The sequence below is a fragment of the Flagellimonas ochracea genome, assembly GCF_009903685.1.
GTDB lineage: Bacteria > Bacteroidota > Bacteroidia > Flavobacteriales > Flavobacteriaceae > Flagellimonas > Flagellimonas ochracea.
The window spans coordinates 285,655-303,226 of the sequence record NZ_JAAABI010000004.1 but is presented as its reverse complement, the minus strand read 5'-3'; the positions used below and the strand labels follow the sequence as shown (position 1 = coordinate 303,226).

Genomic DNA, 17,572 nt, shown 5'->3' with positions numbered 1-17,572 from the left:
GGTAACAGGAAAAAGTCTTGTTGAAGGGTATCTGAACCTTGGAAAAAAATACCTCTGGATCTATGCGTTTGTTACCTTAGTCTCGACCTTTACCATATTGGCTGCACTCTATGTGGTCACTGCCGGACTTTTTATGAATTTATTCCAACTGTCCAGTTTGAGTACAGGGGGTATTGCATTTGGTCTTTTTGTGTTCATAAGCTCCTTGCTGATCATAGGAAAATATCAATTTTTGGAAAACTCTTTGAAAGCGGTTATTTCCATTTTGTTCTTGGCCTTGATCATCACAACGGTTTTGGTGGTGCACAAAGGCCCCGTTCCAGGCGCGGAAAATTATCAAAGACCGGAGATTTTCAACGAAGTCGGTATTCTTTTCTTAATAGGATTAATGGGGTGGATGCCCACGGCGGTAGAAGCTTCAGGATGGGTAAGTTTATGGAGTATCGAAAACTTTAAGACCATGAAAGAAAAGCCATCCTTAAAATTAGCATTGCAAGAATTTGATTTGGGCTATTTTCTAACGGCACTCCTAGCAGTGTTCTTTTTGATTATTGGGTGGATGACCTTGTACGGCACTGGAACCGAACTAAGCGGAAGTGCCGTAGTATTTGCTGATCAGGTGGTGGGTTTATTCACCGTCCACATCGGGAATTGGGCATACTTTTTAATTGCTATAGCTGCTTTTGCCACCATGTTCAGCACCTGTATGACCGCCCACGATGCGGTTTCTCGCATTAGCATTGATGTTCTTGAAAAGCTTTTCCCTAACAACTACGCATTTAAAAGCAATAAGGCCTTTGCTGTGGCGGTAGTTTTTATGGCGTTGGTAAATTGGGTGGTCATTGTGCTTTTTGGTGCCAACATGGCCCATTTGGTGGCCTTGGCCACATTTGTCTCTTTTGTTTTAGCTCCGCTGTTGGGGTGGATGAACCTGAAAACTGTAACGGGAAAGGACATTCCCGAGGCGTATCGACCAAAATCAGGTCTTAAACTATTGACCTATTTGGGAATCGTCTTTCTTTCGTGCTTCGCCCTTTATTATTGTTGGATGGTGCTGGTCTAGACTAGTTGAAAAGCACATTGTCATTAAGCACCACAATCAGGGATCTTTGATTTTGCTTGTGCAATACTTCCAAGCAAAAGACCCCATTGGTGCAGTTGTTCAAAATTTTATCCTCACCGTACCCAATGGAATAGATAATATTGGTGGGCGAAACCCCTTTTTGTATTAAATATTGCTTTATGGCATCGGAGCGGGCCTGTGTCAATCTAAAATTGGTGCTGCTTCCCCCCCTGCTATCGGTATAGGTTTCAATTCTTAATTGCACCGAAGGAAATTGTTCCACAAATAAAACCACTTTGTCCAGCTCTTGCTGGATTTCTGAAGTGAGCGATGTTTGACTCGTTTCAAAATAGAAATCATCCATCTTGACCACCTTTTGTCCTTCTTTTTCTTCTACCAAATCATCATACAGGGCAACCTGTATATCATATGTGCTGTTCTCCATCGCGTTCATGTCCTCTTCGGAAAATGTTCTGCTGAAATCAGAAAAACGTTCTTTGGCGGATTCAACCACCACCCCGCTTTCCCAGGGTATCTCCAATCGATAATTCCCATCATCATCGGAATAGGTTTCGGCCAGCAGTGTACCATCGTTCTTCAACAATCGCACAGCGGCTTTGGAAACGGTTTCTGAAGTGTTGTAGGGTTTAACCACTTTTCCTTTTAATGTGAAGGTTTTGAGTCCCGGCTTTTCATCCACTTTAAAGCCATAAAGATCATCTTTTCCTTTTCCACCTGCTCGGTTCGATGCAAAATAACCCAATAGTCCGTCGCCTTCGTTGCGCATGATCAAACCAAAGTCGTCTTCTGGGGAGTTAATGCCCATTCCCAAATTGATGGGTATGCTGAAGGCCTCATCCTCAATATTGGATTTATAGATATCCATTCCGCCCAAACCATAAAACACATCGGAGGCAAAATAGAAGCTGTCCTCAAAAATGAAAGGTGCAATTTCGTTACCAGGGGAGTTGATTCGAGGACCCAAATTAATGGGTGCTGACATAATCTGCCCATTGTTGGTATACACAAAATACAAATCAGTACCCCCATAACCATCTTCAAAATTGGCAGCAAAATAAAGTTTACCACTGGCCTCATCATAAAAAGGATAGTAAAACGAGGTGCTCAAGTCCTTCAACAATAATCGAAAGGGGCCGTCCAAAACCTGCATGCCAATCGCCAATGCGTTTTTGCCTTTGGAGTCAAAAGCCAATTCGTTGTCCTGCGTATTCGACATGACGTATAACACACTGTTCAATCCAAGTGAATAGAATGGAGTTGCCTTGTGATAATCGGAACTAGGAATTCTAGCAAAGGGTTGAACGGAGCCAATTTGACCATTGGGTTGTAGATTGGCATCATAAATGTTGAGGTAGCCATCTGTTGCTCCTCTTTTGTTTGTATTCTGGATTCTGCCGCTTGAAAACAATAGTTTCTCCTTAAAAAAAGCTGGGGAAAAATCAGCTTCAGGGCTGTTGCCATCTAAATTGAAAACTTCAAAATCGAGCCCATTTTCTCCGGAACTGGTTTCCAAAAGATTGCTGTTGAAGTCCATGTTTTCCAAAAATTCCCTGTCAAAATAAGAGGAGAGTGTTGCCAAATAGGCATTCTTTCTCTCCTTATCTGACGTTTTGGAAAGACTCTGCATCATCCTGTTCAAATGAAGTGGTGTCATTTCCACACCCTTTTTATGAAGATTGATGTAAGCTTGCGCAGCCTTTTCAAAACGCTTTGTCTGATAATACGATTCGGCCAGATTAAATTGTTGCTGGTCTGTTAGGCCATCCTCCATCAATTCGGCCTCGTACGCTCTTACCGCATTTTGATAATCATACTGAAAAAAGTAATTGTCCCCTTTAGAGTTTCCACTTTGTGCCAAGGAGAAAACCATACCCATAAGAAAGGCAAAGAAAAAGGGAACTGTTTTTTTAATTGGGTTCATGTTAGAAAAATCTTGGGGAATCTATCTGTTTTGGTTTGCCTTTTAATTTTTTGTTCTTGCCTTTCGATTTGGAACCTGAACCAAATCCACCACGTCCGATGTAAAATTTAAGGATGGCTTCATGCGATCCGCCGCTAAATTCTCCAAGTCCATTGGTGTTGTAATCGTAGGAGTAGCCCAAAAACAAGGCATTGGATATTTGAAAACCTGCCAAACCGCTCACCGCATTATCAAATCGGTACGCTGCCCCTATGGTCAGTGCATCAATAAATTGAAAATTGGCCGATAGGTTTACATTAACGGGAGAGCCCTGCAAGTAATTGATCAAAAATGCCGGTTTAAACTTGGTCCTATCTGCAAGTTGAAATACATAGCCTCCTATGGCGTTGAACTGTAAATTGTCTTCCACAATGGTTGCCACCTCTTCGTTATACAATCCGTTGGTCAAAAAATTGGGAACCGAAACACCCAAATACCAGTCCTCTTCACCATATAAAAATAGTCCTGCACCAACGGTTGGATAAAAATTACTAAGATTTTCTGCAGAAATCGTCGGGTCGGAAGGATCCAGAAAAGAACCCTCGGAATAGTCCAAACTTAACAAAGAGCCTCCTGCGGATAGTCCAAAAGATAGCTTGGTAACATCCGAAAGGCTGATTTGATACGAATAGGAAACATCAATATAGGTTTGATTGGAAGGTCCCAACTCATCATTGACCACGTTGAGACCCAGACCCGTGCGGTCATTCCCAAATGGGACATTGGCCCCAAACCGAATGGTAGTCGGCGCCCCCGGAATATCAATCCATTGTGCGCGATACAATCCAGCGGCTTCGGCACTTTCCACAGTACCCACATAGGCTGGGTTAAAACTGCCGATGTTATACATGTACTGGGTGTATTGAGGTTCTTTTTGGGCCATGGAAATGCCAAAACCTCCCAGCCATATGGCCAACAGCAAAGCAAACAAGCTATATCCTTTATTTATCGGCATTTCTTTGTTTATCGTATGATTTGAATCCAACCTTTTATAACCTCTGTACTATCATCGTTGGCATCTAAATCCAAAATATAGAAATAGGTGCCTTTGGGCAATTCCCCATTACTTCCTGTTCCATCCCAAGTACTATCGTAGCGATCCATCTGGAAGACACTGTTACCGTAGCGGTCGAAAATCTCTATGCTGTTATTTGAAAAACCTTCATGACCGACCAAAACAAGAAAATCATTTTTTCCATCCCCATTCGGTGAAAAGATATTGCAGATTGTGCCGGGATCTTCACATTGACTACGATTCACTTGGACAGATACCGAGGCCGTATTATTTTCGCTTATCCCATCTGCAGGAAAGGAGGATGCAATGGATGCTGTGTTCTGCAATTGACCAGAAGCAACCACAATCACATCAATCACCAAAGTGACAGTTTCTTCAGAATCCAACTCATCAATGGACCACACTCCAGATATTTGATCATAAAGTCCCTTTGAAGCTGAATGCGAAACATATTCAAATGCCACATCCAACAAATCATTCACTTCAATATCCAGGACACGGTCCATGGTAGTGTTCTCCAAGGTTATGGTAAAGGTTATGGCACTGTTCAATAAAGGTTCCTCGCGATTTACCTCTTTCGTTATCGCCAAATCAATGTCTTCCGGATTACAATCCGGAGTCAAGAAAGGGTCACAGGCATCCAAAGGATCAGTTGCCTCTTCAGGAATGGCCGTGGTACTAGGATCATCCACTACCAACACTTCTTCCCCATCCGTAAGGCCATCACCATCGGTATCGGGGTTGTTGGGGTTGGTGCCTAAATTGTTTTCCTCCCCATCGGTCAACCCATCTCCATCAGTATCGACAATACAATCACTTATGGAAATGGTTACCTGAACAGAGTTATTGGTACAGGGCGCTACTGCCCCTGTCGTGGTATATTCAAACACATAATCACCATCGGGCAGGCCTTCAAAATTCACATTGTTTTCTGCTCCAATGGATACAACTCCATTTGAAGGGTCGTTTATTATGGTCCATGAGCCCGGGTCTTCATCGGTCAAGGTATCATCAAGATCAATTATAGTGGGGCCACCGTTTCCAACCACGTTGCAGGCAACGGTGTTATTTGGCGTACCTGCAGAAGGCTCTTGATTTACCGTGGCTACTACCTCAGTTCGGACTGAGCTGCACCCATTGGCCGTAGCATCCACATAAAACGAAGTGGTAGTAGAGAGAGAGGGCGTCACAAACGTACCTCCTGTTCCCAAACTGACACCTCCTGTTGGGTTGGCATACCAATTTATAGAGGCCGCATCACTTGCAGTTGCTGTTAAGGTCAGTGTTCCATCGCCACAACGCAGATCACTTGTGGTATCTGTAATAGTTGGTGTATTGTTTCTTATCAATGATACAGTCAGTACAGGACTGGCACAATTGTTTCCCGCATCGTAAAAGAATCCAAAATAAGAGCCCGGTGCATTGACCAAACTACTGCGATGTGCTGTGAGAAGTAAGGGATCAGGGCTAGTGCTCCAAGTAAGCACACTTCCCGGTGGGGCGGTACTGGTCACATAATCATTCAAATCTGCCACAATGGTGTCGCAAAACTCTGTGGGTTCGGATGTATCTAAAATGGGTGCTAGGTTTCCAGCATCACAAGGCAGCGAGCAATCCGTTACCGTTACTGTCAAGTCGACACTTTCATTTACACATGGCGCTGTAGCTCCAGTAGTCGTATAGGTGAAAATATAATCCCCTTCAGGTTGCCCATCAAAATTGACAATGTTACTGGCATTGATTGTGATTGACGAACCGGGTTGTGGACCAGTCAAAGACCAAGTGCCCAGGTCATTGTTGGTTATTTGATCATCTAAATCTACTAGGGTGTTACCGTCAGTAGAATTACTGCAAGGTGCAATACCCGTAGTATTTCCTGGGTTGGGAGTAAAACTTTGGCTTATGGTAATTTGTAGCGTAGGGCTGGCACAATTGTTCAAAGCATCGTAGAAAAATCCGTAATACGTGTCGGGTGTGTTGTCTATTGTGCTATTTGTCAAATGATCACCTATAATCAGAGGATTAGGATTAGTACTCCATTGCAATACAGCATTTGGAGGTTCAGGTGTGTTGGTATAATCATCAAGATCTTGGACAAATGCATCACAGAAATCCACAAAAGATCCTGCTAAGAAAGTTGGCGCAATCGTACCAGCAGCACATACATCATCGTTGTTTATTGTTACCGTAGCCGTATCGGAGGTGTTAATGGCAAGTAAGGCAGGTGTCAAATTGTTCATAGAAATCAATACGGTCTCATCTCCCTCTATCAAAGCATCTAGATTGGGCGATACAAAAAATGTTTCAATTTCACCTGGTGTACCATCAAAAGTCAAGGTCTGGAGCAACGCATTGTAATCATTATCAGCCAAGGTGGCCGAGCCGTCCGCCGTGCTCACTTGTACCGTGAACCCACCGGCCACGGCATTATCCAAAACCGCTGAAAGTTGAATGGGTCCGTTATCTTCATTACCATTGGCATCAGCGATAGTAACCGCTGCTGCATCGTCGTCCGTGAAGGAACTGTTGCCCACAGCCGTGCTAATGTTGGCGTTCGCGCTCGCGTTGCTCAGGGCAACGCTCACTGCTTCGTCCGCCTCGACGACCGTGTCGCCGGTCGTGGTGACGCTCACCGTCTGGGTCAGCGTCGCCGTGGCCGCCAAAAATGTCAGGGTACCGCCGGTGCCGTCCTCGTTGCCACCGCTTATCAGATAGTCCACCGTGATGTCGGCCCCGGGGTCCGAGGCGTCGATGCTCACCGTGAAGTCGATCGTGCTCACACCTGGACCATCCCCCTCGGCAACCGGAGTGGGACTGTCTATGCTGATGTCCGCCGTGAACGCATCGTCGTCCGTGAAGGAACTGTTGCCCACAGCCGTGCTAATGTTGGCGTTCGCGCTCGCGTTGCTCAGGGCAACGCTCACTGCTTCGTCCGCCTCGACGACCGTGTCGCCGGTCGTGGTGACGCTCACCGTCTGGGTCAGCGTCGCCGTGGCCGCCAAAAATGTCAGGGTACCGCCGGTGCCGTCCTCGTTGCCACCGCTTATCAGATAGTCCACCGTGATGTCGGCCCCGGGGTCCGAGGCGTCGATGCTCACCGTGAAGTCGATCGTGCTCACACCTGGACCATCCCCCTCGGCAACCGGAGTGGGACTGTCTATGCTGATGTCAAACTGCCCAAAACCAAAACCAAAAGTAAAAAGTGTGATTATCAAGAACAGTATTCTTCCTTTTCCATAACTGGAAAAAGCAGAAAGTGAGGTTGTATTAAGGATGGATAGCATTACCTATTCAATAGTTTTCAGTGCTGTTCTTTTGTATCATGTTGGTTGGTTATTTGGGAGCCACCAATATTACTAAAAATGACTAGAACCCAACAACTTTGTGGATTAAATCTATGTTTCTTGGTTGAAATGCGTAAAGCTGAAAAAACTTTAACATTACACCTCTGCGGAAGCCGTTTCGGCTTTGGAGTCTATCTTTCGTACCAACCCTTGCAACACCTTGCCCGGCCCCACTTCAACAAAAGATTTTGCCCCGTCTTGGACCATTTGCTGCACACTTTGGGTCCATTTCACAGGAGCCGTCAATTGGGATATCAAATTTTTCTTGATTTCATCAGGTTCAAATACCGCCGTAGTGGTCACATTTTGATAGATCGGACAACTAGGTTTTTTGAATTCTGTTGCTTCAATGGCCGCTGCCAATTCTTCCCTTGCAGGTTCCATTAATGGAGAATGGAAGGCACCACCAACAGGCAACAAAAGTGCTCTGCGTGCTCCTGCTTCTTTCAATTTTTCACAGGCTGCATTCACGGCATCCACTTCACCGGAAATCACCAGTTGACCAGGGCAATTATAATTGGCGGGCACTACGATACCTTCAGTTTTCTCACATATTTTTTCAACGACCTCGTCATCCAATCCCAGAACGGCTGCCATAGTACTGGGTTTGAGTTCACAAGCTTTTTGCATGGCTAAAGCGCGCTCGGACACCAGTTTTAATCCATCCTCAAAATTGAGTGTGCCATTGGCCACCAATGCGGAAAACTCTCCCAAGGAATGGCCCGCGACCATATAAGGTTGGAAATTCGCTCCCATGACCTCCCTTAAAATCACGGAGTGTAAAAAAATGGCGGGTTGGGTAACCTTGGTCTGTTTCAGGTCTTCTGGTGTCCCTTCAAACATTATATCAGTAATGGAAAAACCTAAAATCTCGTTGGCATTTTCGAATAACTCTTGAGCTTTGGGATGATTTTCATAGAGGTCGAGCCCCATACCCACAAATTGCGCTCCTTGTCCGGGAAATATATATGCCTTCATTTAGTTTAGTTTTTTTGGTGGTGCTAAAATAGGGATTATTTGGTTGTTTGGTCTTCCTTAAACCAACTAGAGTATTTGACATAATTATTGGCTATTCTGTCAATTTCTCCAGCGCTTAGCTCAGGGCTTACTTCTTTAATTTTCCGTGCCGGCATGCCTGCATAAATACTGCCCGATTCAACATGGGTGCCTTGGGTGACCACGGCACCAGCCGCAATGATGGAGTTGCTTTCCACTACGCAATCGTCCATTATAATACTGCCCATTCCGATGAGCACATTGTCTTTTATGGTGCAGCCATGCACTATGGCATTGTGACCTATGGAAACATTGTTTCCTATATTGGTCGGAGATTTCTGATAGGTACAATGAATTACCGCTCCATCTTGTACATTCACCTTGTTGCCCATTTTTATATAATGCACATCACCCCTAACCACAGCATTGAACCAAATGCTGCATTGATTTCCCATGGCAACTTCCCCCACAAGGGTTGCGTTCTCAGCTATAAAACAATCTTCTCCTAGCTGTGGAGACTTTCCTCGTACTGATTTTAGTATCATTTATTTTTTATTGAAAGTATGATAGTAAGTTCCTTTTTTTTGAGGCTGATACCGATAATTCCTTGCCATTGGACAACACCACACTTCCTCCTTTTCCTTTTTTGTACTTCACCACTTCGGCCACATTGACCAAATAGGATTTATGGATTCGGGCGAAGGCATATGATTTAAGGGCATCTTCAAAATATTTCAGCGTTTTGCTCACCACAATTTTCTTTTTCTCCAGATAAATTTCGGTGTAATTGTCATCGGCTTTGCAAAAATAGATATCCCCCACTTCCAGCACTTGAAATCCATCTTGCTGCGGTAGCGTAATTTTTCCCGATACTTGGGCCGTGTTGGCATTTAGCACTTGTCCCTCCAGGGCATTTTCTTTTTGTTTGATCTCGCTTACATAATCCACTGCCTTGATTAGTTCATCAATATTTATGGGTTTCATCAAATAATAGGCGGCGTGATGGTTGAGGGCATCCATGGCATATTGATTATATGCAGTGACGAAAACAGTCTCAAAAGTTCTATTGGGTATTTTGTCCAAAAGGTCAAAGGCATTTCCAAAGGGCATTTCAACGTCCAAGAAAACCAAGTCTGGGTTATTCTTTTGAATCAACTTTAAGCCTTCGTCTACGTTGTCCGCTTCTCCCAAAAGTTGTACTCCCCCGCAATATTTGGTAAGATAGTTTCGAAGTATCTCCCTGCTATTGGCCTCATCCTCCACAATAACTGCCTTTAACTCTACCATTACTTCTTCAACTTTAGGGATACTTTGGTTCCTGTTTGGTTCTCATTGAGGTCTGTGATAGAGACCTCAATCTTATTCTTGTACATATCGTTAAGGATTTGAATCCGTTTTTTGATATTTCCCATACCCTTTGATTTTTGCTTCTTTTGATTGGAAGTTTTAAGTTCGGCCGACTTTTTCCGGCCAATACCGTTGTCCTCGATGCTTATTTCAAGTAAATCGTTGGTGAGTTGTTTTACTCTTATAGATAGCAGGCCTTTTTCATCCTTATAACGCAATCCATGCCAAATGGCATTTTCTATATAAGGTTGAAGTAGCATCGGTGGAATCTGAAATGAATCAGCATCTAATTGTTTGTCCACCTCAATTTCAAAATCAAACTTGTCCGCAAAACGGGAATGTTCCAATTTTATATAAAGTTCAAGAAGCTCCAATTCCTTGGAGAGCGGAATGAAATCCTCTTCTGAATTTTCTAGAACGCTACGCATCAAGACCGAAAAATCACTAAGGAATCTATTGGCGCTACGCTCGTCGCTTTTGGCAATGTAATTATTTACAGAGTTGAGGGCATTAAAAATGAAATGGGGATTCATCTGGGTCCGCAAAGATTTCAGGGCCAACAGGTTGTTTGCCAGTTTCTGCTGTTTGTTGCTTCGGTAATAGAGCAATGCTGTAAGTGCCATCAGCAGCAGTCCAAAAATCAAGGAGTAGATGACCCATAATTGTCGCTTGCTGTTCTCCTCGAATAGTTTTTGTTCCGTTACGGCTAAACTGTACTTGCTTTGTGAAAGCTCTCTTTCTTGTTCTAGGCTGGAGATCCGGTTTTGCTTGTTCGCAATTTCCCTATTGAGCCTTGCCGCTCTTGATATTTCCTGTTCTTTCCTTATATAAAGGCTATCCACTACGGTGACATAGTCCTGGTAAGACTCCAAGGCTTTGGAAAAATCCCCCTTGTTCCTGTACACCTCTGACAATTTTCTGGTAGCATCTTTTTGCACCACCAGATCGTCCTCCGCATCGGCCTCCACAATACTTCGCTCTAAATATGGAATGGCCTCATCCAACCTGTCTTGTGCTATATAGGCGTTGGCAATTTTATAATTGATCTGCTGCGAGGTGATGCTATCCTCGTGAGCAATGCCTTTCCTTTTGTCAGCTTCCTTAACCCCTCCTAATTGCTGAAGTTCCGAGAGGCTTTTTTTCCGCAGCTGTATTTCGTCCTGAAATCGGTTTTTTTGGTTGTAAAAATCAGCTACTTTCTCGTTCTCTTGAATCAATCGTGCTGGGGCTACTTCTTTGGACAGACTAAGGGAGTTATTGTAAAATCCTTCAGCTTCTATGTTCTTATCCTCACCAGCATAGGTATCCGCTATTTTCGAATTTAGGTCAATGATTTTGGGAGATACCTGATTCTTTTCGGCGATGTTAAGGCCTTCTTTGTAAAAATCAATAGCTTCTTTAGAGTTCGAAAGTCCTTTATTGGCATCACCCAATGTTTCGTAAAGCTGAATACGTTGATAAGGCACCATGTTCCTTACATCGGTAATCGGCAAAAGTAAGTCTTCCGCTTCTTGGAACTGAACATTGAGCACATAGGCCTTTCCCAACTGAATCTTTGTGCTGTTGAAGGATTGTGCAGCGATTGCATCCTTGAAGTTAGTTATGGCCAAATCATATTGCCTATGGTAAAGATAAATCTCACCAAGAGTGGACAGGGACTTGGACAAGGCGGTCTTGTTCCCTTGTTTTCCCAAGGCGGAGATTGATTTGGCAATAAAATCGATGCTCTTTTCCAAATCGGTCCGTTTATGGAAATTTGCCGAGTCCAACAATCTTTGATGGTCCAATGTGGCTCTGGAAACGGTCTTTGCTTCCCTTTTATCAGCTTCGCCAGCACTTGATTTGGAACGCTGCGCATTTTCTTGGGAAAATCCGTTGTGGAATACCATCAAAAAAAATAACCCTATGTAAGCTTTCCGTATCATCTGTTATGGTAAACTTACACCATCCATGGCGTTTTAAAAAATGACATAATGGATAACCCACTTCAAAAATGGTCTGTTCTAACGGCTTCACAAACCTAAAAGTATGATACACTCATTAGGGAGTATGCTTCACTCATTCAAGGTTTTTATTGGAAAATGTTGCCTCTACTTTTAGGGCATATTTTTAAAACATTGAACTATGAAATATTTGAAACACCTTTTAGTACTGACAATTTTTACGTATTCCTTGGGAAGCATTTATGCTTGCAATATCAATGCAAGAGAAATGGAACCAAAACAAATTGTCCCCAAAACTCCTATTGAAAAACCTTCCAAACAGTATGTGAAAATTGCATTGCTCTTGGATACCAGTAATAGTATGGACGGCCTCATTAATCAAGCCAAGGCACAGCTATGGGATATTGTAAATGAATTTACACATGCCAAATGTGGAAACGAAAGCAGACCCCTGCTTCAAATAGCCCTTTATGAATATGGAAACGACAATCTTTCTTCGAGGGAAGGGTACATCAGGCAGGTTATTGGTTTCAGTAATGATTTGGATGAAATCTCGGAAAAGCTGTTCTCATTGACGACCAATGGCGGCGAAGAATATTGTGGGCAGGTGATACACACCTCATTGAAGCAATTGGATTGGGGAAAAAACGCTGATGATTTAAAAATGATCTTCATTGCTGGGAATGAACCTTTCACCCAGGGAAAAATGAACTATAGAGATGCTGCATCGGACGCAAAAGAAAAAGACATCATTGTCAACACTATCTTTTGTGGCAATTACAATCAAGGGGTTTCCACTATGTGGAAAAATGGGGCTACCCTTACAGGTGGGGAATATATGGCTATTGACCACAACCGACAAGTGGTACATATTAAAACGCCCTATGACGATGTAATCATCAAACTAAATTCAAAATTGAACAATACCTATATTTCCTATGGTGCTTTGGGCAGACAAAAGAAAATGCAGCAAAGTGCACAGGACAGTAATGCAGCCGAAATGGAAGCTGGTGTAGCCGTGAAAAGATCTGTAAGTAAAAGCTCCAGATTGTATAAAAATTCTAAGTGGGATTTGGTAGATGCAGTGGAGGACGATGAGGAGATCCTAGAAGAAATCGTTGAAGAAGACCTACCGGCGGAACTAAAAGGTAAATCAGAAAATGAAATTAAAGAGTACGTGATGGCCAAAAAAGCTGAGCGCGAGGAAATACAGGGACAAATTCGTGAATTGAACGCCAAACGCGAAGCCTATATCGCAGAAAACCAAAAACAAGAAAAGGGCGAGTTGGAAAATGCGTTGATTACGGCCATTAAGAATCAGGCTTCAAAGAAGAATTATATCTGGGATTAGTATCTTTTTATTGTTGGAAAAATGGTCCGTATTCAGTTGCGGGCCATTTTTAGTTGTTAGCTGCTGGACAGTAACAATCATAGCGCTTGGATTGGTCGTTTTGTCCAAAATCGTAACCTAGGGTAATCTGATGGAATCCGCCATTATCAAAACGGATATCCCCGGATTGATAGGAGTAGTTGTAGGAGAATAGGAATCTGTCCCAATTGACACCAATAATCGGTGTGAACAACTGTAGGCGTTGCTCCCCAAAACCACCGTTTTGCTGAAACTGGGCCCCATCAAAGCTTCTGCGATACGAAAGACCGGCCCAAACGGTTCCAAAACTTACATCTCTGTACACCTTGGCGTTGATATCTACAGTTTTTTCCTGGGTAAAATCGGTCATTTGAAACAAGACGGAAGGTTCAATACGTGTGGTTCTGCCAAAAACATAGCCTGCGGACAACAGATACCTCCGTAGATTATCAAACTCAGCTGCAGTATATAAATCCCTTCCGCTTCCTAGTAAGTTTAACACTGCTGCATGGGCATAAAATTCGAATAAACTATAAGAAACTCCAAGGTCTACATTAAAATAACTCGCCGTATTTTTTACACCTGTGATCACTGGGTCAGGTATCACTGACCTAAATTCTGTTTCGTCCAAACTGCTCAAAATCACTCCAGCGCTAAGTCCGAATGACAATTGGTTCAAGGTCCTAAAGTCGCCTGCCAACTGCAGATGATGGGCATAGGTGCCCTTAAAACCGGTTTGGGAATGGTATCCATTGGAGTCATTAAATAAAATCACCCCTACACCACTGCGTTCACCAGCTCTAAAATTGACATTCAGAGTTTGCAGGGATGGGGCCTCATCTACATTGAACCATTGTTTTCTGGCTGTCAGGCGTATTTTGGTACCCTCTGCAATCCCTGCCATGGAGGGATAAACCAAATAATAGTTATCTGCCAAATAATCAAAATATACGGGAATTCCTTCCTGAGCTCTAGCGGACAGCCCAAAAATGAGGGTTATGATGAGTGAGGTTATATAGCGTCTCATGTGACGTAGTTGGGCTATGTTCTAGGGTTAAAAGTAATCAAACACTTAAATAACGGTCTTAACAATACATTATTATATCTTTTGCTACTCATCTTTACTATTGGTATTTTTGTGGAAATTTCTGCTATGAAAGATTATAATATAACGGTGGTCGCCACCAACAACCCGAAAATACTAAAATTTGAGGCCAATGACTTTCTGGTAAAGGGGAGTTATGAGTATAAAAATATAGATGAGGCCAAGGATTCACCACTGGCCCAACAGTTGTTTTATCTACCTTTTGTTAAAACGGTTTACATTTCTGGAAACTTTGTTGCCATGGAGCGTTTTGATATTGTGGAGTGGCAAGATGTAAAAGACGAAATTGCCCAACAACTGGTGGAATACTTGAACGCTGGTGAACCAGTAGTGCATGAAAAAGAGGCCAATAAAAAACAACCAATCACCGTCTATGCAGAGGTTACCCCCAATCCTGCAGTCATGAAATTTGTTTCTAACAAGCGGATTGTCCCGGCCACCTATGAATTCAAGAATATAGATGAGGCTAAGGACTCCCCGCTGGCCCGGGAACTCTTCCATTTTCCCTTTGTGAAAGAGGTCTTTTTTGATGAAAACTATATTTCCGTATCGAAATACGATGTTGCCGATTGGGAGGAGATTACCATGCAGCTTCGGGAATTCATCCGAAACTTTTTAGCAGATGGAAAGGATGTGGTTTCGGCAGAGGCCTATCAAAAAGCAATAGAGGAAGCTGATTCCCAGGCACCAAATCAGCAAGTGAAGGATGCAACATCCAAGCAAATCATTGATATTCTAGAGGAATATGTTAAACCTGCAGTGGCCAGTGATGGCGGAAACATCCTTTTCCAGTCCTACGAAGAGGAAAGTAAAACGGTGAACGTAATCCTTCAAGGAGCATGCAGTGGTTGTCCATCTTCAACATATACGTTAAAAAATGGCATTGAAACCATGCTCAAAAATATGATGGGTGACAAAGTGAATGAGGTAGTGGCCATCAATGGTTGATTTTTCATACATCTAGCATCCTGTTCTCCTCAATTTTTGTTACATTGAGTAAATTTAAAAATCAACATCATGGCAGTATTAAAAGTGATAGAAGTATTGGCAAATTCTGATGAAAGCTGGGAGCAAGCAGCTAAAAACGCATTGGACCAAGCCTCTAAATCGGTAAAGAATATCCGCTCCGTTTATATTAATGAGCAGAGTGCATCAGTAAAAGATGGAAAAATAGACAGCTACAGGGTTAATGTAAAAATTACCTTTGAGGTCAAATAACAAAAGGACAAAAACGAAAGTGCGTCCTTTTAGGGCGCTTTTTTTATGTTCAAAATGTTGAAAATGATCAGAAATATTGTTCAGATTTTGCTGCTTATCTTTCTTTTGCAGAGCTGCAATCAAAACAACAACAAAGTGACCCATAAGCACACTAACGACCTAATCCACGAAACCAGTCCTTACCTATTACAGCATGCGCACAATCCGGTAAATTGGCAAGCGTGGAAACCCGAAGTTCTTGAGCGTGCCCAAAAAGAGGACAAACCACTTCTTATAAGTATCGGTTACGCGGCGTGCCATTGGTGCCATGTGATGGAAAGGGAATGCTTTGAGGATGAAGAAGTGGCCCAAATGATGAACGAGAATTTCATCAACATTAAGATTGACAGGGAAGAAAGACCTGATGTGGACCAAATTTATATGGATGCCATACAACTGATGTCAGGCAACGGCGGATGGCCACTGAACATTGTAGCCCTACCAGATGGCAGGCCTTTTTGGGGAGCCACCTACGTTCCCAAGGATAATTGGATTAAATCACTGGAACAATTGACCAAATTATACAAAGAGGACAAAAACAGGGTTGTACAGTATGCCAATGACCTCTCCAATGGTATAAATGCGATCAACTTGGTGGAAAACAATACCGATTCAGGGGTTTACTCCCTGGACCAACTAGAGGCTGCAGTTACTAAATGGTCCCAATATTTCGACAACTTCTTGGGAGGTTACAAGCGTGCCCCAAAGTTCATGATGCCCAATAATTGGGATTTTTTGCTCCACTATGCCACAACCCAGTCCAAACCTGAACTCATGAAGCAGGTGAATACCACTCTCACCCGTATGGCCTACGGAGGTATTTATGATCATGTGGGAGGAGGGTTTTCCCGATATGCCGTGGACACTACCTGGCATGTGCCTCACTTCGAAAAAATGTTATACGACAATGGTCAGCTTACCAGCCTTTATGCCAAAACCTATGCGGTTACCAAAAATGAGCTTTATAAAAAAGTAGTTGAAGAGACGATTGGATTTGTTAAGGAGGAACTTTTAGATGAAAGCGGGGGCTTTTATTCTTCTTTGGACGCAGATAGTTTGAATGAAAATGGCGAATTGGAAGAGGGTGCTTACTATGTATGGACCAAAGAAGAATTGACACGGTTATTGGGTGTCGATTTTAATGTTTTCCAAGATTATTACAACATTAACTCCTATGGATTCTGGGAATCAGACAATTACGTGCTCATCCGTGATAAAGGGGAGACAGAGATTGCCCAAAAACATGGAATTTCCATTACCGAACTCCATGACAAAATGAAAAAAGCCCTTCAAGTCCTTGAAAAGGAAAGGAGCAAACGTGCCAAGCCCAGATTGGACGACAAAATTCTTACCTCATGGAACGGGCTCATGCTCAAGGGCCTTGTAGACGCTTACCGGTATCTGGGCAAGGAAGAATATCTAACCTTGGCCTTAGATAATGCTAGGTTTCTTGAAGAGGAAATGATAAAAAAAGACCATTCCCTGTTCCGAAACCACAAGGAAGGAAAAAGCAATATCAATGCGTTTTTGGAGGATTATGCCACGGTCATTGAAGCCTATTTGGCACTGTACGAGGTGACATTTGAGGATAAATGGCTAGAGCATTCAAAATCCCTTTTGGACTATGCACAAATCCATTTTTTGGATGACAGTTCCGGTATGTTTTTCTATACCTCGGATGAAGATGCCTCGTTGATTCGAAGAAGTATCGAGACCAACGACAATGTGATTTCCGCATCCAACTCCATAATGGCCAAAAATCTGTTGAAATTCCATAAACTATATCCAGAAGAAGGTTATGGCGACATTGCTGTTCGAATGCTTAAAAATGTTCAGCTCAACTTTGATACTTCGGCGCAAGGTTATGCCAACTGGCTTCATGTGGTACTCTATGAAAACCAAAATTTTTATGAGGTAGCGGTAGTAGGAGAGAATTACAAAGCAATGGGAAAGGAAATCGGTAAAAGCTACATGCCCAACAGCATTTTGGTCGGCAGCAAAAAGGAAGGCCCCATTGAATTATTGAAAAACAGAGATGTTGAAGGCGAAACCTTAGTCTATGTCTGTATTGAAGGAACTTGCAAGCTTCCGGTAACAACAAGCAAAGGGGCCCTTGAACAAATTAAGTCATTTAGCGAATAGACTTTTGTTT

13 protein-coding genes are annotated in these 17,572 nt (G+C 43.0%); 5 read left to right on the top strand and 8 right to left on the bottom strand.

The genetic code is table 11. The annotated features are described in order from the left end of the window. Positions 1–1,063: APC family permease (locus GTQ34_RS13010; protein ID WP_166524241.1), on the top strand; the 1,063-nt coding region annotated here is incomplete at its 5' end. Between the two features lies 1 nt (position 1,064). Here GTQ34_RS13010 and GTQ34_RS13005 read toward each other — a convergent pair. The 7 genes from GTQ34_RS13005 to GTQ34_RS12975 form a co-directional block, all read right to left on the bottom strand. Next, complete coding sequence (locus GTQ34_RS13005; protein ID WP_166524240.1) at positions 1,065–3,005, bottom strand: OmpA family protein; 1,941 nt, start codon at positions 3,003–3,005, stop codon at positions 1,065–1,067. Between the two features lies 1 nt (position 3,006). Beyond that, positions 3,007–3,999, bottom strand: coding sequence for a PorP/SprF family type IX secretion system membrane protein (locus tag GTQ34_RS13000; protein WP_166524239.1), 993 nt, complete (start codon positions 3,997–3,999; stop codon positions 3,007–3,009). 8 nt (positions 4,000–4,007) lie between these two features. Beyond that, positions 4,008–7,343 carry a T9SS type B sorting domain-containing protein gene (locus GTQ34_RS12995; RefSeq protein WP_166524238.1) on the bottom strand — a complete coding sequence of 1,112 codons (3,336 nt, stop codon included), beginning with the start codon at positions 7,341–7,343 and terminating at the stop codon, positions 4,008–4,010. A gap of 156 nt (positions 7,344–7,499) precedes the next feature. Then, on the bottom strand, positions 7,500–8,381 hold the full coding sequence (gene fabD, locus GTQ34_RS12990; protein ID WP_166524237.1) for an ACP S-malonyltransferase: 882 nt from the start codon (positions 8,379–8,381) through the stop codon (positions 7,500–7,502). 35 nt (positions 8,382–8,416) lie between these two features. Then, positions 8,417–8,944 (bottom strand): gamma carbonic anhydrase family protein, encoded by a 528-nt coding sequence (locus tag GTQ34_RS12985; RefSeq protein ID WP_166524236.1) that lies wholly within the window; start codon positions 8,942–8,944, stop codon positions 8,417–8,419. 7 nt (positions 8,945–8,951) lie between these two features. Further along, positions 8,952–9,686, bottom strand: a complete 735-nt coding sequence (locus tag GTQ34_RS12980; RefSeq protein WP_166524235.1) for a LytR/AlgR family response regulator transcription factor — start codon at positions 9,684–9,686, stop codon at positions 8,952–8,954. Continuing rightward, positions 9,686–11,671, bottom strand: a complete 1,986-nt coding sequence (locus GTQ34_RS12975) for a tetratricopeptide repeat-containing sensor histidine kinase (RefSeq protein ID WP_166524234.1) — start codon at positions 11,669–11,671, stop codon at positions 9,686–9,688. Before GTQ34_RS12975 ends, GTQ34_RS12980 begins: the two co-directional genes overlap by 1 nt. Positions 11,672–11,870: 199 nt before the next feature. On the opposite strand from GTQ34_RS12975, the gene GTQ34_RS12970 reads away from it, so the two are divergent. Beyond that, on the top strand, positions 11,871–13,040 hold the full coding sequence (locus GTQ34_RS12970) for a vWA domain-containing protein (RefSeq protein ID WP_166524233.1): 1,170 nt from the start codon (positions 11,871–11,873) through the stop codon (positions 13,038–13,040). 49 nt (positions 13,041–13,089) lie between these two features. Here GTQ34_RS12970 and GTQ34_RS12965 read toward each other — a convergent pair whose 3' ends face one another. After that, positions 13,090–14,085, bottom strand: coding sequence for a PorP/SprF family type IX secretion system membrane protein (locus tag GTQ34_RS12965; protein WP_166524232.1), 996 nt, complete (start codon positions 14,083–14,085; stop codon positions 13,090–13,092). Between the two features lie 126 nt (positions 14,086–14,211). On the opposite strand from GTQ34_RS12965, the gene GTQ34_RS12960 reads away from it, so the two are divergent. The 3 genes from GTQ34_RS12960 (at position 14,212) to GTQ34_RS12950 (ending at position 17,562) form a co-directional block, all read left to right on the top strand. Beyond that, on the top strand, positions 14,212–15,111 hold the full coding sequence (locus tag GTQ34_RS12960) for a NifU family protein (RefSeq protein ID WP_166524231.1): 900 nt from the start codon (positions 14,212–14,214) through the stop codon (positions 15,109–15,111). Between the two features lie 69 nt (positions 15,112–15,180). After that, the gene (locus GTQ34_RS12955; protein ID WP_166524230.1) at positions 15,181–15,381 is read left to right on the top strand and encodes a dodecin family protein; all 201 of its coding nucleotides are present in this window, start codon (positions 15,181–15,183) and stop codon (positions 15,379–15,381) included. Between the two features lie 63 nt (positions 15,382–15,444). After that, on the top strand, positions 15,445–17,562 hold the full coding sequence (locus tag GTQ34_RS12950) for a thioredoxin domain-containing protein (RefSeq protein ID WP_166524229.1): 2,118 nt from the start codon (positions 15,445–15,447) through the stop codon (positions 17,560–17,562). The last annotated feature ends 10 nt before the right edge of the window (positions 17,563–17,572 follow it).

Coding starts and splice junctions, on each gene's coding strand:
- GTQ34_RS13005 (WP_166524240.1), bottom strand. CDS start 3,005: ATGAACCCAATTAAAAAAACAGTTCCCTTTTTCTTTGCCTTTCTTATG.
- GTQ34_RS13000 (WP_166524239.1), bottom strand. CDS start 3,999: ATGCCGATAAATAAAGGATATAGCTTGTTTGCTTTGCTGTTGGCCATA.
- GTQ34_RS12995 (WP_166524238.1), bottom strand. CDS start 7,343: ATGCTATCCATCCTTAATACAACCTCACTTTCTGCTTTTTCCAGTTAT.
- fabD (WP_166524237.1), bottom strand. CDS start 8,381: ATGAAGGCATATATATTTCCCGGACAAGGAGCGCAATTTGTGGGTATG.
- GTQ34_RS12985 (WP_166524236.1), bottom strand. CDS start 8,944: ATGATACTAAAATCAGTACGAGGAAAGTCTCCACAGCTAGGAGAAGAT.
- GTQ34_RS12980 (WP_166524235.1), bottom strand. CDS start 9,686: ATGGTAGAGTTAAAGGCAGTTATTGTGGAGGATGAGGCCAATAGCAGG.
- GTQ34_RS12975 (WP_166524234.1), bottom strand. CDS start 11,671: ATGATACGGAAAGCTTACATAGGGTTATTTTTTTTGATGGTATTCCAC.
- GTQ34_RS12970 (WP_166524233.1), top strand. CDS start 11,871: ATGAAATATTTGAAACACCTTTTAGTACTGACAATTTTTACGTATTCC.
- GTQ34_RS12965 (WP_166524232.1), bottom strand. CDS start 14,085: ATGAGACGCTATATAACCTCACTCATCATAACCCTCATTTTTGGGCTG.
- GTQ34_RS12960 (WP_166524231.1), top strand. CDS start 14,212: ATGAAAGATTATAATATAACGGTGGTCGCCACCAACAACCCGAAAATA.
- GTQ34_RS12955 (WP_166524230.1), top strand. CDS start 15,181: ATGGCAGTATTAAAAGTGATAGAAGTATTGGCAAATTCTGATGAAAGC.
- GTQ34_RS12950 (WP_166524229.1), top strand. CDS start 15,445: ATGATCAGAAATATTGTTCAGATTTTGCTGCTTATCTTTCTTTTGCAG.